This window comes from Pseudomonas sp. DVZ6, assembly GCF_024259445.1.
Taxonomy (GTDB): domain Bacteria; phylum Pseudomonadota; class Gammaproteobacteria; order Pseudomonadales; family Pseudomonadaceae; genus Aquipseudomonas; species Aquipseudomonas peradeniyensis.
Window position 1 is genome coordinate 18144 of sequence record NZ_JANCLM010000010.1, and the last position, 17000, is coordinate 35143.

At 66.4% G+C, this 17000-nt stretch carries 16 protein-coding genes; 8 read left to right on the top strand and 8 right to left on the bottom strand.

Going from position 1 to position 17000, the window contains the following annotated elements; translation table 11 throughout:
* Positions 1-14: 14 nt before the first annotated feature.
* The 6 genes from NMG10_RS07765 to NMG10_RS07790 all read left to right on the top strand — a co-directional run bounded on the left by NMG10_RS07765 (position 15) and on the right by NMG10_RS07790 (position 6227).
* Complete coding sequence (locus NMG10_RS07765) at positions 15-1373, top strand: glutamine synthetase family protein (RefSeq protein ID WP_028689491.1); 1359 nt, start codon at positions 15-17, stop codon at positions 1371-1373.
* A 154-nt stretch (positions 1374-1527) separates the two neighbouring features.
* Positions 1528-2616 (top strand): polyamine ABC transporter substrate-binding protein, encoded by a 1089-nt coding sequence (locus tag NMG10_RS07770; RefSeq protein ID WP_203652404.1) that lies wholly within the window; start codon positions 1528-1530, stop codon positions 2614-2616.
* Positions 2617-2629: 13 nt separating this feature from the next.
* Positions 2630-3925, top strand: coding sequence for an FAD-binding oxidoreductase (locus NMG10_RS07775; RefSeq protein WP_234562824.1), 1296 nt, complete (start codon positions 2630-2632; stop codon positions 3923-3925).
* Positions 3926-4160: 235 nt separating this feature from the next.
* Positions 4161-4838, top strand: coding sequence for a DUF3313 domain-containing protein (locus tag NMG10_RS07780; RefSeq protein ID WP_050705590.1), 678 nt, complete (start codon positions 4161-4163; stop codon positions 4836-4838).
* A 320-nt stretch (positions 4839-5158) separates the two neighbouring features.
* The gene (locus NMG10_RS07785; RefSeq protein WP_232855515.1) at positions 5159-5752 is read left to right on the top strand and encodes a DUF1842 domain-containing protein; all 594 of its coding nucleotides are present in this window, start codon (positions 5159-5161) and stop codon (positions 5750-5752) included.
* 19 nt (positions 5753-5771) lie between these two features.
* Positions 5772-6227, top strand: coding sequence for a DUF1842 domain-containing protein (locus NMG10_RS07790; protein ID WP_203652401.1), 456 nt, complete (start codon positions 5772-5774; stop codon positions 6225-6227).
* A gap of 70 nt (positions 6228-6297) precedes the next feature.
* On the opposite strand, the gene NMG10_RS07795 is transcribed toward NMG10_RS07790, so the two are convergent.
* Together NMG10_RS07795 and NMG10_RS07800 are read right to left on the bottom strand one after the other, a co-directional pair.
* On the bottom strand, positions 6298-7605 hold the full coding sequence (locus NMG10_RS07795; RefSeq protein ID WP_254464111.1) for a serine/threonine transporter: 1308 nt from the start codon (positions 7603-7605) through the stop codon (positions 6298-6300).
* Between the two features lie 202 nt (positions 7606-7807).
* On the bottom strand, positions 7808-9184 hold the full coding sequence (locus tag NMG10_RS07800; RefSeq protein ID WP_254464112.1) for an L-serine ammonia-lyase: 1377 nt from the start codon (positions 9182-9184) through the stop codon (positions 7808-7810).
* Positions 9185-9330: 146 nt separating this feature from the next.
* On the opposite strand from NMG10_RS07800, the gene NMG10_RS07805 reads away from it, so the two are divergent.
* Positions 9331-10278, top strand: a complete 948-nt coding sequence (locus tag NMG10_RS07805; protein ID WP_254464113.1) for a LysR substrate-binding domain-containing protein — start codon at positions 9331-9333, stop codon at positions 10276-10278.
* Positions 10279-10302: 24 nt separating this feature from the next.
* Here NMG10_RS07805 and NMG10_RS07810 read toward each other — a convergent pair whose 3' ends face one another.
* Positions 10303-11166, bottom strand: coding sequence for a LysR family transcriptional regulator (locus tag NMG10_RS07810; RefSeq protein WP_254464114.1), 864 nt, complete (start codon positions 11164-11166; stop codon positions 10303-10305).
* A gap of 272 nt (positions 11167-11438) precedes the next feature.
* On the opposite strand from NMG10_RS07810, the gene NMG10_RS07815 reads away from it, so the two are divergent.
* Entirely contained in the window at positions 11439-12431 is a 993-nt protein-coding gene (locus NMG10_RS07815) for an NAD(P)H-quinone oxidoreductase (RefSeq protein ID WP_324256567.1), read from the top strand.
* Position 12432: 1 nt separating this feature from the next.
* On the opposite strand, the gene NMG10_RS07820 is transcribed toward NMG10_RS07815, so the two are convergent.
* The 5 genes from NMG10_RS07820 to NMG10_RS07840 form a co-directional block, all read right to left on the bottom strand.
* Positions 12433-13134 carry a PA1136 family autoinducer-binding transcriptional regulator gene (locus NMG10_RS07820; protein WP_254464116.1) on the bottom strand — a complete coding sequence of 234 codons (702 nt, stop codon included), beginning with the start codon at positions 13132-13134 and terminating at the stop codon, positions 12433-12435.
* Positions 13135-13139: 5 nt separating this feature from the next.
* Positions 13140-13994, bottom strand: coding sequence for a glyoxalase III HchA (gene hchA, locus NMG10_RS07825; RefSeq protein ID WP_254464117.1), 855 nt, complete (start codon positions 13992-13994; stop codon positions 13140-13142).
* A 257-nt stretch (positions 13995-14251) separates the two neighbouring features.
* Positions 14252-14815 (bottom strand): NTP transferase domain-containing protein, encoded by a 564-nt coding sequence (locus tag NMG10_RS07830; RefSeq protein ID WP_203652394.1) that lies wholly within the window; start codon positions 14813-14815, stop codon positions 14252-14254.
* Positions 14812-15783 carry an XdhC family protein gene (locus tag NMG10_RS07835; protein WP_232855521.1) on the bottom strand — a complete coding sequence of 324 codons (972 nt, stop codon included), beginning with the start codon at positions 15781-15783 and terminating at the stop codon, positions 14812-14814. Before NMG10_RS07835 ends, NMG10_RS07830 begins: the two co-directional genes overlap by 4 nt.
* A gap of 3 nt (positions 15784-15786) precedes the next feature.
* Positions 15787-16998 (bottom strand): cytochrome c, encoded by a 1212-nt coding sequence (locus NMG10_RS07840; protein ID WP_203652392.1) that lies wholly within the window; start codon positions 16996-16998, stop codon positions 15787-15789.
* Positions 16999-17000 lie beyond the last annotated feature (2 nt).

Here is a 17000-nt window from a genome sequence, read left to right on the forward strand (position 1 = left end):
ACCAAGAGGTTTGTATGAACGCCCCCTTCGATCAGCTGTCCACCTGGCTGAAAGAACACCGGATCACCGAAGTCGAATGCGTGATCAGCGACCTGACCGGCATCGCCCGCGGCAAGATCGCCCCGACCGCCAAGTTCCTCCACGAGCGCGGCATGCGCCTGCCCGAGAGCGTGCTGCTGCAGACCGTCACCGGCGACTACGTCGATGACGACATCTACTACAGCCTGCTCGACGCCGCCGACATCGACATGGTCTGCCGCCCCGACCCCACGGCGGTGTACCAGATCCCCTGGGCCATCGAACCGACCGCGATCGTCATCCACGATACCTTCGACAAGCAGGGCAACCCCATCGAGCTGTCGCCGCGCAACGTGCTGAAGAAGGTTCTGAAACTCTACGCCGACAAGGGCTGGCAACCGATCGTCGCGCCGGAGATGGAGTTCTACCTGACCCAGCGCTGCGAAGACCCGGACCTGCCGTTGCAGGTGCCACTGGGCCGTTCCGGCCGCGCCGAGAGTGGCCGCCAGTCGTTCTCCATCGATGCCGCCAACGAATTCGACCCGCTGTTCGAGGACGTCTACGACTGGTGCGAGATCCAGGGCCTGGACCTGGATACGCTGATCCACGAGGACGGCCCGGCGCAGATGGAGATCAACTTCCGTCATGGCGACGCCCTGGACCTGGCCGACCAGATCACCGTGTTCAAGCGCACGATGCGCGAGGCGGCGCTCAAGCACAACGTCACCGCCACCTTCATGGCCAAGCCGATCACCGACGAACCGGGCAGCGCCATGCACCTGCACCAGAGCGTGGTCGACATCGCCACCGGCAAGCCGATCTTCGCCAATGACGACGGCAGCATGAGCGAACTGTTCCTGCACCATATCGGCGGCCTGCAGAAGTACATCCCCAAGCTGCTGCCGATGTTCGCGCCGAACGTCAACTCGTTCCGCCGCTTCCTGCCCGACACCTCGGCGCCGGTGAACGTCGAATGGGGCGAGGAGAACCGCACCGCCGGGCTGCGCGTGCCAACGTCCAGCCCCGAAGCGATGCGCGTGGAGAACCGCCTGCCGGGTGCCGACGCCAACCCCTACCTGGCCATCGCCGCGAGCCTGTTGTGCGGTTACATCGGCATGGTCGAAAAACTGGAGCCCAGCGCCCCGGTGCAGGGCCGCGCCTACGAGCGACGCAACCTGCGCCTGCCGATCACCATCGAGGACGCACTGCAGCACATGGAAGACTGCGAGAAGGTCCAGCAGTACCTGGGGCAGCAGTTCGTCCAGGGCTACGTCGCGGTCAAGCGCGCCGAGCATGAGAACTTCAAGCGGGTGATCAGCTCGTGGGAGCGGGAGTTCCTGCTGCTGAGCGTTTAAGCCCCCTCGGGGGCGCTTTGCGCCCCTTTCGCGGCACAAGGCCGCTCCTACAGGGGCTGCGCGCGTTCAGTAGGAGCGGCCTTGTACCGCGAATGGGCTGCGCAGCAGCCCCTACACCACCGAATTCGAAGAACAAGACCAACGAGGTGTCGACATGCGTCATCCGCAAGCTTTGATCCCCGCAACCTTCGCCCTGCTGTTCGGCGCCGCCGTCCAGGCCCAGCCGACGGTCAGCGTGTACAACTGGACCGACTACATCGGTGACACCACCCTGGCTGATTTCCAGGCCAGCAGCGGGATCAAGGTGGTCTATGACGTGTTCGACTCCAACGAGACCCTGGAGGGCAAGCTGCTGGCCGGGCGCACCGGCTACGACGTGGTCGTGCCCTCCAACCATTTCCTCGCGCGCCAGGCCCAGGCCGGCGCGTTCCTGCCGCTGGACCGCAGCAAGCTGCCGAACTGGCAGCACCTGGACCCGCAACTGCTCAAGCAGCTGGAGCAGAACGATCCGGGCAACCAGTACGCCGTGCCGTACCTCTGGGGCACCAACGGCATCGGTTACAACGTCGACAAGGTCAAGGCGGTGCTGGGCATCGACCGGATTGACTCCTGGGCGGTGCTGTTCGAAGCCGAGAACCTGAAGAAGCTCAAGCAATGCGGCGTGGCGTTCATGGACTCGCCGGACGAACTGTTCCCGGCCATGCTCAACTACCTGGGCATGAACCCGCGCAGCGAGAAGGCCGACGACTACCGCAAGGCCGAGGCCCGCCTGCTGGAACTGCGCCCGTACATCACCTACTTCCACTCCTCCAAGTACGTCTCGGACCTGGCCAACGGCGACGTCTGCATTGCTTTCGGCTATTCCGGCGACGTGCTGCAGGCCGCCCACCGCGCCGAGGAGGCCGGCAATGGCGTCAAGGTCGCCTACAGCATTCCCAAGGAAGGCAGCAACCTGTGGTTCGACCTGCTGGCCATCCCCAAGGACGCCAAGAACCCCGAGCAGGCCCTGGCCTTCATCAACTACCTGCTCGACCCCAAGGTGATCGCCAAGGTCAGCGCCACGGTCGGCTACGCCAACGCCAACCCGGATGCCAAGGCCGACATGGACCCGGCGCTGGTGAACAACCCCGAGATCTACCCGCCCCAGGACGTGCTGGACAACCTGTATGTCTCGACCATGCAGAGCCCCGGGATCCTGCGGCAGATGACCCGCTCCTGGAGCAAGATCAAGTCCAACCGCTGAGCCGAGCCCGCCCATGCCACAGATGAACGAACACACCGCCTCCTACTACGCCGCCTCGGCGCGCCTGGCGGCCACCTACCCTGCGCTCGACCAGGACCTGCAGGCCGATGTCTGCGTGGTCGGCGGCGGCCTGACCGGGGTCAACGCCGCCCTCGAACTGGCTGAGCGCGGCCTCTCGGTGATCCTGCTGGAAGCCCGCCGCATCGGCTGGGGCGCCAGCGGGCGCAACGGCGGCCAGCTGATCCGCGGCATCGGCCATGACGTGTCCGGTTTCGCCCGTCACGTCGGCCAGGACGGCGTGCGCTACCTCAAGCAGGCCGGCATCGATTCGGTGGCGCTGGTGGCCCGGCGCATCGAACAGTACGGTATCGAATGCGACCTGCGCTGGGGCTTCTGCGAGCTGGCCAACACCCCCGCCCAGTTCGCCGCCTTCGAAGACGAGCAGCGCGACCTGGCCGAGCTGGGCTATCGCCACGAGACCCGCCTGGTCAACCCCGAACGCATGCGCGAGATCGTCGCCAGCGACCTGTACGCCGGCGGCCTGGTGGACATGGGCTCGGGCCACCTGCACCCGCTCGACCTGGTCCAGGGGGAGGCGCGCGCCGCCCACGGCCTGGGTGTGCGGATCTTCGAGCACAGCCCGGTGCTGCGTATCGAACATGGCAGTACGGTGACCCTGCACACCGCCCGGGGCCGGGTGCGCGCCCAGAGCCTGATCCTGGGCTGCAACGCTCATCTCGACGCGCTGGAGCCGCGCCTGAGCGGCAAGGTCCTGCCGGCCGGCAGCTATGTGGTGGCCACCGAACCCTTGCCCGAGGCCCTGGCGCGCACGCTGATCCCGCAGAACATGGCACTGTGCGACCAGAAGGTGGGGCTGGACTACTACCGCCTGACCGCCGACCGCCGCCTGCTGTTCGGCGGCGCCTGCCACTATTCCGGGCGCGACCCGAAGGACATCGGCGCCTACATGCGGCCCAAAGTGCTAAAGGTGTTCCCGCAACTGGCCGAGGTGCGCCTGGACTACCAGTGGGGCGGCATGATCGGCATCACCGCCAACCGTTTCCCCCAGGTCGGCCGCCTCGGCCAGCACCCTAACGTTTACTATGCCCAGGGTTACTCTGGGCATGGACTTAACGTCACCCACTGGACCGCGAAGCTGCTCGCCGAGGCCATCGCCACCGAGCACAGCCAGGGCTTCGATGTGTTCAGCGCGGTGCCGCACCTGACCTTCCCCGGCGGCAAGGCATTGCGCTCGCCGCTGCTGGCGCTGGGCATGCTGTGGTACCGGTTGCGCGAGGCGCTGGGCTGACCGCAGGGGTTGGACATGGCAGGGGTTGTGTAAGGGCGACAAGGCACACGGCGGGAACATGCTGTGTCCGTTAGTTAGAGCACCGCCCACGCGGTGTTCTATCTGATAAAGCTCCTGCCAGCCACATCCCCCAATCGCAGTACTCATTCAATCCATGCCTGATGCCCTCTTGCTGGCCATCCGCCAACCACCTGCTAGCGTTGTTCTGGCCACTTCCCTCATGGACCTCGTCATCATGAAGCACCTGCCTCGCACCACCCTGCTGTGCGCTGCTCTGCTGGCCCTGGTTGCCTGCTCCAGCAACCGTGTCGATCCCAAGGACTATTCCGGTTTCCTCAAGGACTACAGCCGCCTGAAGCCCGCCGAGAGCGTCTCCGGTGCGCCGGTGATGCGCTGGATCGACCCGGATGTGAAGGCCAGCCAGTACACCAAGGTGTTCATCGAACCGAGCCAGTTCTATCCCAAGCCGCAACCGACCAACGTGATCTCGGCGCAGACCCTGCAGGAGATCACCCGCTACTTCAACGAAGCGATGCGCCGCGAACTGGGTAGCGTGCTCACCCTGGTCAAGGAGCCTGGCCCGAACACCATCGTGGTGCGCCCGGCGATCACCGCAGTGTCCACCAGCACCGAGGGCCTCAAACCCTACGAGGTGATTCCCATCGCCCTGGTGGCCGCGGCGGTGAACACGGCCGCCGGCGGCCGCGACCAGGCCGTGGACATCGCCGTGGAGGCTGCATTCCTCGACGGCGGCAACCAGAACGTGCTGGCCCAGGTGGTGCGCAAGGGCAGCGGCAAGGAGCTGGAGAACGACAGCACGCAACTGACCCTGAACGACGTCAAGCCGGTGCTCGATGGCTGGGCCAGCGACATGCGCCGCAGCTTCGTGGCGTTGCAGCAGAAGTCGAAGTGAGTCCGTCCAGCCCGTAGCTCATCGCGGGGCAAGCCCGCTCCCACGAAACGGGAGCCGGCTTGCAGGCCTTATTGACACCACTCGTCGGACATACTGCAAAAAGGCCATCACAGCATTTTTTGCCTGCTTAACTCAAGCGAGCTGCCAGGCAGGCGGCACCGCACTTCAGGGATGGCTGCACAAGCCGGCTGCCAACAGCCGCTCGCACCGGGCACGCCAGTACATCCGCCCGTCTACCTGCCTCTCCCCCTTTTCTCCCCCGTCCGCCTGCGCAAGCGTTGGTTACGGTATTTCATTCATTGAATGCAACGGAGGCAATCATGTCTGTATCGCTGACCGCACCGTCGGAAGGCCTGTTCCCGGTGTCCTACCTCATTGGTACCAATGCCCCGGGCGCCCCGCGCCTGCAGCTGGACCTGCTGGTCTACACCCCAGACCGCAGCGTCAACGGCCACGCGCTGATCACCCAGACCACCAACCCACCGCTGGAGCTGGGCCTGGATGCCTGGGGCAGCTACAGCTACCTCACCGTGCAACCACCAAGCGAAGGCAAGATCCTGCTGACGGTACGTGGCAACCACGGTGGCCCACACGCCAATTCGCCGGAGCAGTTCGAACTGCGCGCACTGCTTGACCTGGACTGGCAGAAAGGCACGGCCAGCTACCGTTACTACAACGGCCAGCGTTGGATCGAGGTGGACAACGTACCCGTCGTGCTTGAGCTCAAACGCATCCAGACACTGCCGAACGTCGACCTGACGACCGAACTGCACAACGCCACCTTGGAGGCCGTGATCGCCACTGGTGACGTCGCGCAACTCAAGCAACTGGCCAGCGGTGCCGTGGGCAAAGCCCTGGACCAGGCCCTCGCCTCGACCAAGAGCCCGGCCGCCAAAGCCGCCAAGAAAGCCTGAGCAGACAAGGAGAATCAGCATGTCCTTCGGACTTTTTCATACCCGCCTGAACGTCAGCAACGGGCTGCTCGGCGCACCTATCCTGACCCTCGACCTGCTGGTCAATACCGTGCAGAAGAAGGTCACCGGCAGGGCCTCCATCATCCAGGCCACGCATCCGGTCCAGGTCTTCCACGCCAAGGTGTGGGGCGGCTACAGCGAGCTGCCGTTCGCGCCCGTAGGTAGCCCGTCAATTGTCCTGCACCTGGATGGCAGCCCAAGCGGCCCGCTCAGCCAGATCGCCCAGAGCTTCCACCTGCAGGGTCTACTCGACCAGGGCTGGAACATCGGCACCGCCAGCTACCGGTACTTCAGCAACGGCCACTGGGTCGACCAGCATGGCCGCGTGCGCAAGGCGCCGGACATCACCCACCAGGATCAACCGCAACCCGCGGAGCGCCTGAAGGCGGTGATCAAGCACCTGGAAAACGCTTGACCTGAACCGTCGCGGGGCCAGCCCGCCCCCACATCAAGGTGTGGGAGCGGACTGGCCCCGCGATCATCGGTCAGGCCATGAAGCTATAGGCGATCGCCGACAGCGTGATCAAGCCGATCAAGACCACGAATACGTTCGACAGCTTGCCCGAGTACTGGCGCAACGCCGGCACCTTCTGTACCGCATACATCGGCATCAGGAACAGCAAGCAGGCGATCACCGGCCCACCCAGACTTTCGATCAGCCCGAGAATGCTCGGGTTGAGGGTCGCCACCGCCCAGCAGGTCACCAGCATGAACAACGCCGTGGCGCGCTCCAGGCGCTTGGCCGGCCAGGTCTTGCCGCGCCCGCGCAGGCTCTTGACGATCATGCCCTGGAAACCCTCGCTGGCACCGATGTAGTGGCCAAGGAACGACTTGGTGATCGCCACCAGCGCGATCAGCGGCGCGACAAAGGCGATCACCGGAGTCTGGAAGTGGTTGGCCAGGTACGACAGGATCGAGATGTTCTGCGCCTTGGCGGCGGCCAGGTCGGCCGGGCTCAGGGCCAGCACGCAGCTGAAGCAGAAGAACATCACCGTCAGCACCATCATCACATGGGCGGTGGCCAGGGTGCGGCCGCTCTTGCGGTCGGCGTCATTGCCATAACGGTGCTTCTGGTCGACGGCGAACGCCGAGATGATCGGCGAGTGGTTGAACGAGAACACCATCACCGGGATCGCCAGCCACAAGGTCAGCAGCAGCTTCGAGGCGCTGATGCCTTCGTTGGCCTGGGCGAAGAACGCGCCGTTCCAGTTGGGAATCAGGCTCAAGGCCAGCAGCAGCAACGAGGCAACGAAGGGATAGACCAGCACGCTCATGGCCTTGACGATGATCTGCTGGCCACAGCGCACCACGATCATCAGCCCGCAGATCAGCAGCAGGGCCAGCAGCGCTCGCGGCGGCGCGCCGATGTGCAGCTGGTGTTCGAAGAAGCTGGTCAGGGTGTTGGTCAAGGCCACGCTGTAGACCAGCAGGATCGGGAAGATGGCGAAGAAGTACAGCAAGGTGATGAGCTTGCCGGCGCCCACGCCGAAGTGCTCTTCCACCACCTCGGTGATGTCCTCGTTGCCACCCTTGCGCCCGGACAGCACGAAGCGGGTCAGCGCCCGATGGGCGAAGAAGGTCATGGGGAACGCCAGCAGCGCCAGGATCAGCAGCGGCCAGAAACCGCCGACCCCGGCGTTGATCGGCAGGAACAGGGTGCCGGCGCCGATCGCCGTGCCATACAGGCCCAGGGCCCAGGTGGTGTCGTGGCGGTTCCAGGTGGTCGAGCCGCTGGCCGAAGCCAGGGCAGCCGAATCCGCACAAACGCTCGTGGTGCTTTGTACATCAGTCATTGGGTATCGCCTTGTAGTTGTTTTTGTCGCAGGTGCAGCGGGTGTTGCAGGTTGATACCGCTCCCCTGTAGGAGCGGCCTTGTGCCGCGAACGGGCTGCAGTGCAGCCCAAGAATTTCAGTGTGGGAGGAGTATCGCCGGGGCCGCTTTGCGGCCCTTTCGCGGCACGAGGCCGCTCCTACAGCGTGGTCCGTACGGAGCCATCAGCACTCGACGAACGCGACAGCCAGGCCGCCGCGGGAGGTTTCCTTGTAGTTGGCGTGCATGTCCGCGCCGGTATCGCGCATGGTACGGATCACCCGGTCGAGGGAGATGAAGTGTTCGCCGTCGCCGCGCAAGGCCATCTGCACGGCGTTGATGGCCTTCACCGCAGCGATCGCGTTGCGCTCGATGCAGGGGATCTGCACCAGGCCGCCGACCGGGTCGCAGGTCAGCCCGAGGTTGTGCTCAAGGGCGATCTCGGCGGCGTTTTCCAGCTGTGGCGGCGTGGCGCCCAGTACTTCGGCAAGCCCCGCGGCGGCCATCGAGCAGGCCGAGCCCACCTCGCCCTGGCAGCCCACTTCGGCACCGGAGATCGAGGCGTTCTTCTTGCACAGGATGCCCACTGCTGCGGCGGCCAGGAGGAACGCCACCACGTCGTCGTCGCAGGCACCGGGGTTGAACTTCATGTAGTAATGCAGCACCGCCGGGATGATCCCGGCCGCGCCGTTGGTGGGCGCGGTGACCATGCGCCCGCCGGCGGCGTTCTCTTCGTTGACCGCCAGGGCAAACAGGTTGACCCATTCCATGGCGCTGAGGGTCGAGCCGATCACGTTGGGCTTGCCGACCTCCTGCAGGCTGCGGTGCAGGCGCGCCGCCCGGCGCTTGACCTTCAGCCCGCCGGGCAGGATGCCTTCGTTGCGCAGGCCGTTGTCGACGCACTCGCCCATCGCCGCCCAGATCTTCAGCAGGCCTTCGCGCACCTCGCTTTCCGGGCGCCAGGCGCACTCGTTGGCCAGCATCAGCTGGCTGACGCTCAGGTTGTGGGCCTTGCACAGGGCCAGCAGTTCGGCGCCGCTGGAGAATTCGTAGGGCAAGGCGACCAGGTTGTCGCTGCCTTGCGGCGCATCGATCTCGCTTTGCTCGACGATAAAGCCGCCACCCACGGAATAGTAGGTCTGGCTGAACTGGCTGCCCTGCCCGTCGAAGCTTTCCAGGGTCATCGCATTGGGGTGATAGGCCAGGCTCTCGTCGAGCAGGCGCATGTCACGGCTGTACTGGAACTCGATCGGCTGGCTGCCATCGAGCATCAGGCACTGCTCCTGCATCAGCTGGTCGATGCGTGGCTCGATGCTGTGCGGATCGATGCGGTCCGGCCACTGGCCCATCAACCCCAGCAGGCAGGCGCGGTCCGTGGCGTGACCGACACCGGTGGCCGACAGCGAGCCATAGAGGCGCACCTCGACCCGCCGCACCTGGGCCAGCAGGCCGCGTTCACGCAGGGCCTGGGCGAAGGTCGCCGCGGCGCGCATGGGGCCGACGGTATGGGAGCTGGACGGGCCGATGCCAATCTTGAAAAGGTCGAAAACACTGATAGCCATGCTAATGCCTGACCGTGACAACCATCTAGGATATGCCACGGCTCTCTGGAAAATTTGAGCGATATTGCCAAGTTGCGCGATACTGCCCCTCTCAGGCCAGCTTGACCAACGAAACTTCCTACATAAGCCTTTAGCAGGACTAAACGATGAAAGGCCCACTCAACGGCCAGGTGTTCGTCTGGCTGCACGTGTTCTCCTGTGCGGCGCGGCACCTGTCGTTCACCCGTTGCGCCGAGGAGCTGCACATCACCCCCGGCGCGGTCAGCCAACAAATGCGCCAGCTCGAGGAACGCCTGGGCTTTCGCCTGTTCCTGCGCCGCGCCCGCGGCGTCGAGCTGTCCGCCGAAGGCCAGCGCCTGGCCCAGACCGTGGCCGAGGCCTACGGCAGCATCGAGGCCGAGCTGCTGCGTCTGGATGCCGGTGAAATCCGTGGCACCTTGCGCTTGCGCTCGATCCCCTCGTTCCTGGCCAAGTGGCTGACACCGCGCCTGCCACGCTTCCAGCAGCGCTACCCGGACATCGAGCTGCGCCTGGTGGCCGAGGACAGCAACCAGGCGCTGCACCCGGAAGACTTCGACCTGGCCATCGACCTCAACGACGGCAGCTACCCGGGCATGCTCTCCACCCCGCTGCTGGACGAGCAGATCTTTCCGGTCTGCTCGCCGGCCCTGCTGCGTGGCCGCCCGCCGCTGCACGGGCCGGCGGACCTGGCCCACTACCCGCTGCTGCACGACATCACCGCCTGGCGCGGCAGCTCGGAGTACGCCGAATGGGAGTTCTACCTCGACGGCATCGGCGCCGGCGGGCTGGACGTGCGCCGCGGGCACACCTTCAACCGCAACCACCTGACCATCGAGGCCGCCATCGCCGGCGTCGGCGTGGCCATCGCCCGGCGCACCCTGCTCAACGACGAGCTGGAGCGCGGCGCGCTGATCGTGCCGTTCGGGGTGCCGATCGCCAACCACAAGCGCTATGTGCTGCTGTATCCGCCGGGCGGACTGAGCCAGCCGGGAGCGCGTGCAGTGCATGACTGGCTGGTTGAAGAGGCCCAGGGTTTCCGCGCCTTGCATCCGCTGAAGCTGCCCGCCAACTGAAGGTATTCGCACCGCACAGCGTCCTCAATCGGCAAACGCCTGCACCAGCTGGTCGATCACTGCCCGCACCCGCGCCGTGTGGCGCAGGTCGCGATGGGTGACCATCCACACCTCGTAGGGCTGGCTGCGCGCGCGCTGCGGCCAGACCCGCAGCAGGCCGTCGCGCTGCCCCAACGCCACGGGGATCTCGCCCAGGCCCAACCCTTCGGCAATGCCCCGGCGCAGCATCATGCTGGCATTGGCCGCCATCACCACCCTGCCCTCGCCCATGGGCACGTCCACCAGGGTCGGTACCCCGCGATCACGCCAGTACGGCTCGTACACCACCAGGTCATGGCCGGCAAAACTGCCCTCCTGCGGCATGCCGCGACGCGCCAGATAGTCCGCCGAGGCGAACAGCCCCATCTGCCAGCTGGCCAGCTTGCGCAGCACCAGGTCGGGGTTGTCCGGGCGCTGGTTGCGGATGGCAATGTCGGTTTCGCGTTGCGACAGGTTGACAATCTCCGAGCTGCCGCTGAGCACGATGCGCACCTCGGGGTGATCGTCGTGCAACCGGCGCAGCGCCGGGATGACGAACTCCAGCGCCAGGGAATCGGTGGTGGCGATGCGCACCTCGCCGGCCTGTTCGTTATCGCTGCCCCGGGTGCGACGGGCCAACTCCAGGGCAGCCTGCTCCATCTTCTGCGCCATTTCCACGGCCACTTCACCGGTGGCGGTGAGCTGGTAGCCGGCGGGCGTACGCAGGAACAGGGTCGCGCCAAGGTCGGCCTCCAGCGCCGCCACCCGCCGGCCCACGGTGGCCTGGTCGACGCGCAGTACCCGGGCGGCGCGGCGCAGGGTCAGTTCTCGGCTCAAGGCCAGCAGCATGCGGGCGTCATCCCAGTTCATTCGCTCACTCCATCATTCGTCGGGTAACGAGAGCCTGTGGGAGCGGGTTTACCCGCGAAAACAGTAGTGGGTTCACCAACGTATTCGCGGGCAAACCCGCTCCCACAGGGCAGGTACCGCGACACAAATCTCACCTGAAGAAAATCTGCAAAGGTGCATCGCAAAATCGCCGCGCGACCGCGCAGCGTGGGTTTCATACCCTGTGACGCACCGGGCCAAAGCGGCCTTTCCTCAGAATGACAGAGGTTTTCATGCGTCACATCCCCACTCACATGACCGCCATCGATATTACCCAACCTGGGGGCCCCGAGGTCCTGCAGGCCACCACCCATGCCACGCCTCGACCAGGCCCCCGGGAGGTGCTGATCCAGGTCCATGCCGCCGGCGTCAACGGCCCCGACCTGCTGCAGCGCAAGGGCCTGTACGACCCGCCCGCCGGCGCGCCGGACATTCCGGGGCTGGAGATCGCCGGCAAGGTCGTGGCCACCGGCGAGCAGGTCCGCCACTTTGCCGTGGGCGACGCGGTGATCGCCCTGGTCCAGGGCGGCGGCTACGCCGAGTACGCCGTGGCCGACGAGCGCACCACCGCGCACCTGCCGGACAACCTGTCGATGGTCGAGGGCGCGGCCTTGCCAGAAACGTTCATGACCGTCTGGGTCAACCTGTTCCAGCGTGGCGGCTTCAAGGCCGGTGAAAGCGTGCTGATCCACGGCGGCGCCTCCGGCATCGGCACCACCGCCACGCAGCTGGCCCGTGCCTTGGGCGCGGCGAAGATCCTCACCACGGTCAATGGCGCCGGGCAACAGGCCGCCAGCCTGGAACTGGGCGCCGACGTGGCCATCGACTACACCCGCGAGGACTTCGTCGAACAGGTCATGCTGCACACCGAGGGCAAGGGCGTGGACGTGATCGTCGACATCATCGCCGGTGACTATGTGGCCCGCAATTTCAAGGCCGCGGCCATGGACGGACGCATCGTGCAGATCGGCGTGGTCAAGGGCCCGGCCACCGAGGTCGACCTGTTCCCCCTGCTGACCAAGCGCCTGACCCATATCGGCTCGACGCTGCGCGCGCGCAGTGCCGACGACAAGGCAGCGATTCTCACGGACCTGCTGGCCAAGGCCTGGCCTCATGTGCGCAGCGGTTCGGTCAAGCCATTGGTTCACGCGACCTTCCCGCTGGCGGCGGCCAGCCAGGCCCATGCCCTGATGGAGTCTGGCCGGCATATCGGCAAGGTGGTGTTGACGGTTGCGCACAACGGCTGAGTCAGTCGAGCGCGCCGCTGCCCAGGGCGATCCTGATCGCCTGGGCGGTGGTGCTCACCCCCAGGCGCCGGCGGGCGGCGCGAAGATGGTTTTCCACGGTGCGCACCGACAGGCCCAGGGTGGCGGCGATATCCGCCTGGCGCTGCCCGGCGGCGGTCCAGGCCAGCACCTGGCGCTCACGCGCCGACAGCTGACCCTCGCCGGGCGGTGCCTCCAGCAGCCGCCGTGCACCGAGGAACGCGGCGTTGGCCAGCAGGCTCAGGGCCAGGCGCGCCGGCGCCGAAGCGTCGATGCGCACACCGCCCAGGCTCATCGCTCCCTCCAGGCCCGCCGGGCCGAACACCGGCACTTGCAGGCCATGGATACCCGGCCCGCCAGGCACCCGAACCACACGGTAGCGTTCGCCTTCGTCGCTCGGCTGCTTGCTCCAGAAGAAAGGCTCACGCGCCGCCAGCAGGTGCCGCGTCACCGGGCAATGGCGCACGTAGGTCCGGGCATCGACCACCTGGCCATCACCGAACCAGTCCCCTTCCACCCAGTGGATGCGCTCGACCACTTCATCCCGCGCAGCGCTGGCGCTGAACAACACAAAGCGGTCATAGCCCAGCGGCCGGGCGACGTTGCGCACGGCCGTCTGGATCGTCGTCAGGGCGGTAGCCTGCTCGATCTGCCGGACCGCCTGTACCACCTCGTCGAACGGCATGCCGCTCACCCGCCGTTGGCCGCCTTGAGCAACGCCGCGGCAGCCAGCTTGCCCAAGGCGTTGCCGGCCAGCGGGCTGTCGCCGGTGAGCAACCGACGGTCCTGGTGGACGGCGCCGGAGATACCCTCGTTGACGATCTCGACGCCCTGCGCCTGCAGACGCTCGCCGAACTTCCAGGTCAGGTGACCGGGCATGTAGCCGATGTCCGGGGTCTTGGCATCCAGCTCATCGGGGAAGGCGCAGATCTTGTAGCCATCGAACAGTTTGCCGCCAGCCAGCAGCGCCGCCGGACCGTGGCACAGGGTGATAACGAACTTGTCGTGATCCGCCGCCCATTTCAACACCTGGGCGACTTCTTTGCTTTCCGGCAGGCCGATCAAAGCGCCGTGACCGCCGGGAATGAATACGCCAATGTAATCGGAGTCGTCACCCAGGGCACTGTCGATCACCTCGGCGAGCCTGCGCGGCTGCTTGAAGGCTGGCTTGTAGCGCTCGAACAGGCCGAGCACCTGCTGGTCCTCGCGCGGCATGGCCCAGTATTCGAACTTGACCGGGTTGCCCGACAAGGTCGCGACATCGAAGGCGAAGCCGGCCTTGTCCAGGTGGTACATGGGCAGCAGGGTTTCCACCGGATGGTTGCCGGTGGAAAACAGCGTGCCGTTGTCGGTGAGCAGGTAGCGCTCGTCGGCGCCGATCAAGAGGATTTTCCAGCGTCCGCCCTTGTAGGCGTCGGGGTAGTCGGCGCCGCTGAGGTCAGACTTGGTCGAGGTGAACTGGCTGAGGGAGTACGGCGAGGGGAAGAAGGCGTTGTCCTCGGCCGGATCGGGGGTCGGGCGTTTGTCGTCGTTGCTGTTGGTCATGGCTGTGCTCCTGTGCCTGGGGGTTGACCGGATCCATGCTAGGAGGCCACCGGATGAGCGGCAATGAGGGTTTTCCCTCAATGGCTGTCCGTGGCATCGGTACAAAGTCCCGGTGTAGGAGCGGCCTTGTGCCGCGAAAGGGCTGCGGCAGCAGCCCCAGCGATATTGATGGTGACTCGGAGCCTGGGGCCGCTTCGCGCCCCTTTCGCGGCACAAGGCCGCTCCTACACCGGGACCGCAAAATGGCTCAGGGCAGTCTAGTCGAGCGCAGCGGGTGTATCGACGTCGCGCAATACACCTGCGTCGTCTACCTCGACCACCTGCAACTGTTGCCGATGCCGTTGCAGCACCGAACGCGCGCCCTCATCGCCGGCCATCAGTGCGAGTTCAGGCCAGTAGTTGCGCCCAAACAGCACCGGATGCCCATTCTGCCCCAGATGACGCGGCACCACGATGACCGCAGGGCCAGCGCTTGCGATCAACCGCCGGAAGGTTGCGGGCAGAATCCACGGCATGTCCCCCAACAGGATGGCGACCGCCTGCGCCTCGCTGTCGCCCAGCGAAGCGGCGCCCGCCGCCAGGCTATGGCCCATGCCCAGTCCGGCCTCGAGGCTATGGACAATTCGGCAGCCCGCCGGCAACCCCAGATCCTCGCCCCGTTCGCCAGCGCGCAGCACCACGCGCACCTCGTCGAACGCCGCCAGGGCGCGCTCGACGCTATGCTGCAACAGGCTGCGACCATCGCCCAGCGCGGCCCGGCGCTTGTCCGCGCCGAAGCGCGAACCCTGGCCGGCCGCCAATACCAACGCGACGACGCTCACAAAGCCTCGCGGGCGATGCCGCTGCGGGTACGGAGGATATCGGCGAGCACCGCCAGGGCGATCTCCGCCGGCGTCTTGCTGCCCAGGTTGAGGCCGATGGGGGCATGGATGCGCGCCATCTCGGCATCGTCGAGCCCGCCGATACGGCGCAGGCGTTCACGGCGCTTTTCCGAGGTGGCGCGCGAGCCCATCACGCCGATGTAGAAGGCTTCGGTATGTACCGCTTCGAGCATGGCCAGGTCGTCGATCTTCGGGTCGTGGGTGAGCGCCACCACCGCCGTGTCGCGGTGGCAGCCACCGTTGGCGATGAACAGCGAGGGCAGTTCCCGACGGATTTCTATCCCGTCGAGCACCACGTTGTCCATCACCTCGTCGCGAGGGTCGCACAGCACCACCTCGAAGCCCAGGCCCTTGCCGAACTCGGCGCAGAAGTGCGCGACGCTCGAGTAGCCGGCCAGCAACAGGCGTTGGGCGGCGCCGACGCGCAAGCGCACGAACTCGCCGCCCTGCTCCACCCGTGGCCCCTGGCTGTGGTCATCCAATACGCGACGTTCGCCCGTGCGCAGGTCGACCTCGCGCAGCAGCCGGCGACGGCCCAGCAAGGCCGCCTCCAGCTCACCCAGGTGTGCCTGGGTCGCGCAGTCGCCCGGCAGGTTCTCCACCAGCACATCGAGGATGCCACCGCAGGGCAGGCGGATGTTGCCGCGGGTGTCGCTGCCGTCGCCATAGCGCACCACGGCGACGGCAGCGGCGAACTCGTCGGCGGCGACGCGTTCGAGGAAGTCCTCCTCGACGCAGCCGCCGGACAGCGAGCCGACCCAGTGCCCCTGGTCGTTGACCGCCAACAGCGAGCCCGGCGCGCGCGGCGCCGAGCCGTAGGTGCAGAGCACCGTGCACAGCCACACGCGCAAGCCGTCACGCGACCACTGCGCCGCCTGGCGCACCACCTGCAGGTCGAGATGCTGCACGGGTCAGTCCGCCTTCAGCTGGGCCAGCTGCTGGGTGGTCAGGTCGCCCGGCAGGCCGCCCCAGGCTTCGCGCAGGTAGTTGACCATATCGGTCAGCTGCCGGTCGTCGAGCTTGTCGGCGAAGCCCGGCATCGGCTGCATGCGCTCAAAACCGGTGAACTGCTGCTCGCGGATGCCGTCGACGATGGCCTTGACCAGGTTGCGCGAGTCGGCCTGGCGCAGCACGGTGTTACCGCGCATGGCCACGGCGATGTGCGGCTTGCCCTCGCCCTCGACACCGTGGCAGCCGGCGCAGACGTTGAGGTACTGCTGGCGGCCGCGCTTGGCGCTCTCGCCCATGGTTTCGTGGGCGACCGCCTGCACCACCTTGGCCGCCGGCGGCTGGTCGCCGAGCAGGTAGGTGGCCATGGCCGCCAGGTCGCTGTCCTGCAGATGCTGGGTGCTGTGGTGCACCACCGGGTACATCTCGTTGAACATGCTGCCCTGGGCGCTGACCCCGTGCTTGAGGAAGGTCGCCAGGTCCGCCTGGTTCCAGCCGCGGTCGGCCAGGTCCTGGGCCAGCAGGCTTGGTGCCAGGTAGCCCAGCAGCAAGCCGCCGGTCAGGCGCTTGTCCTGCTGCAGCGCGCCAATCGGATTGCGCGGGGTGTGGCATTCGCCGCAGTGGCCGAGCACCTCGACCATGTACTGGCCGCGCTTCCACGCCTCGCTATTGCCCTTGCCCTCCTCCAACTGCACGCTCTTGCCATACAGCAGGTTCCAGCCGATCAGGCCGGTGCGTACGTTGAACGGGAAACTCAGGCTGGTTTCCGGGGCCGGACGGTTGATCGGCGCCACGCTCATCAGGTAGGCATGGATGGCGTCGGAGTCCTCGCGCTTGACCAGGTGGTACGAGGTGTACGGCATGGCCGGGTAAAGGTTGGCGCCGTCCTTGCGCTTGCCCTCGGTGAGGGCGGCGAAGAACTCGTCGCTGCTGTAGTTGCCGATACCGTACTGCTTGTCCGGGGTGATGTTGGTGCCGTAGATGGTGCCGAACGGCGAATGGATCGGCAGGCCGCCTGCATACGGGGCGCCGCCTTCGGCGGTGTGGCAGGCCATGCAGTCGGCGGCGCGGGCGAGGTATTCGCCGCGCTTGATCAAGGCCTCGTCCGCCGCCTGGGCGTTGAAGGTGACCAGTGCGCCGATGGCCAGGGCCAGGCTGCTCAGAACGCGCGTCATGC

Bases quoted from the DNA above. Each gene is read 5' to 3' on its own strand.
- hchA (WP_254464117.1), bottom strand. From the start codon at position 13,994: ATGACCAACAGCAACGACGACAAACGCCCGACCCCCGATCCGGCCGAG.
- NMG10_RS07790 (WP_203652401.1), top strand. From the start codon at position 5,772: ATGTCCTTCGGACTTTTTCATACCCGCCTGAACGTCAGCAACGGGCTG.
- NMG10_RS07805 (WP_254464113.1), top strand. From the start codon at position 9,331: ATGAAAGGCCCACTCAACGGCCAGGTGTTCGTCTGGCTGCACGTGTTC.
- NMG10_RS07795 (WP_254464111.1), bottom strand. From the start codon at position 7,605: ATGACTGATGTACAAAGCACCACGAGCGTTTGTGCGGATTCGGCTGCC.
- NMG10_RS07820 (WP_254464116.1), bottom strand. From the start codon at position 13,134: ATGCCGTTCGACGAGGTGGTACAGGCGGTCCGGCAGATCGAGCAGGCT.
- NMG10_RS07765 (WP_028689491.1), top strand. From the start codon at position 15: ATGAACGCCCCCTTCGATCAGCTGTCCACCTGGCTGAAAGAACACCGG.
- NMG10_RS07775 (WP_234562824.1), top strand. From the start codon at position 2,630: ATGCCACAGATGAACGAACACACCGCCTCCTACTACGCCGCCTCGGCG.
- NMG10_RS07815 (WP_324256567.1), top strand. From the start codon at position 11,439: ATGACCGCCATCGATATTACCCAACCTGGGGGCCCCGAGGTCCTGCAG.
- NMG10_RS07785 (WP_232855515.1), top strand. From the start codon at position 5,159: ATGTCTGTATCGCTGACCGCACCGTCGGAAGGCCTGTTCCCGGTGTCC.
- NMG10_RS07840 (WP_203652392.1), bottom strand. From the start codon at position 16,998: ATGACGCGCGTTCTGAGCAGCCTGGCCCTGGCCATCGGCGCACTGGTC.
- NMG10_RS07770 (WP_203652404.1), top strand. From the start codon at position 1,528: ATGCGTCATCCGCAAGCTTTGATCCCCGCAACCTTCGCCCTGCTGTTC.
- NMG10_RS07810 (WP_254464114.1), bottom strand. From the start codon at position 11,166: ATGAACTGGGATGACGCCCGCATGCTGCTGGCCTTGAGCCGAGAACTG.
- NMG10_RS07800 (WP_254464112.1), bottom strand. From the start codon at position 9,184: ATGGCTATCAGTGTTTTCGACCTTTTCAAGATTGGCATCGGCCCGTCC.
- NMG10_RS07780 (WP_050705590.1), top strand. From the start codon at position 4,161: ATGAAGCACCTGCCTCGCACCACCCTGCTGTGCGCTGCTCTGCTGGCC.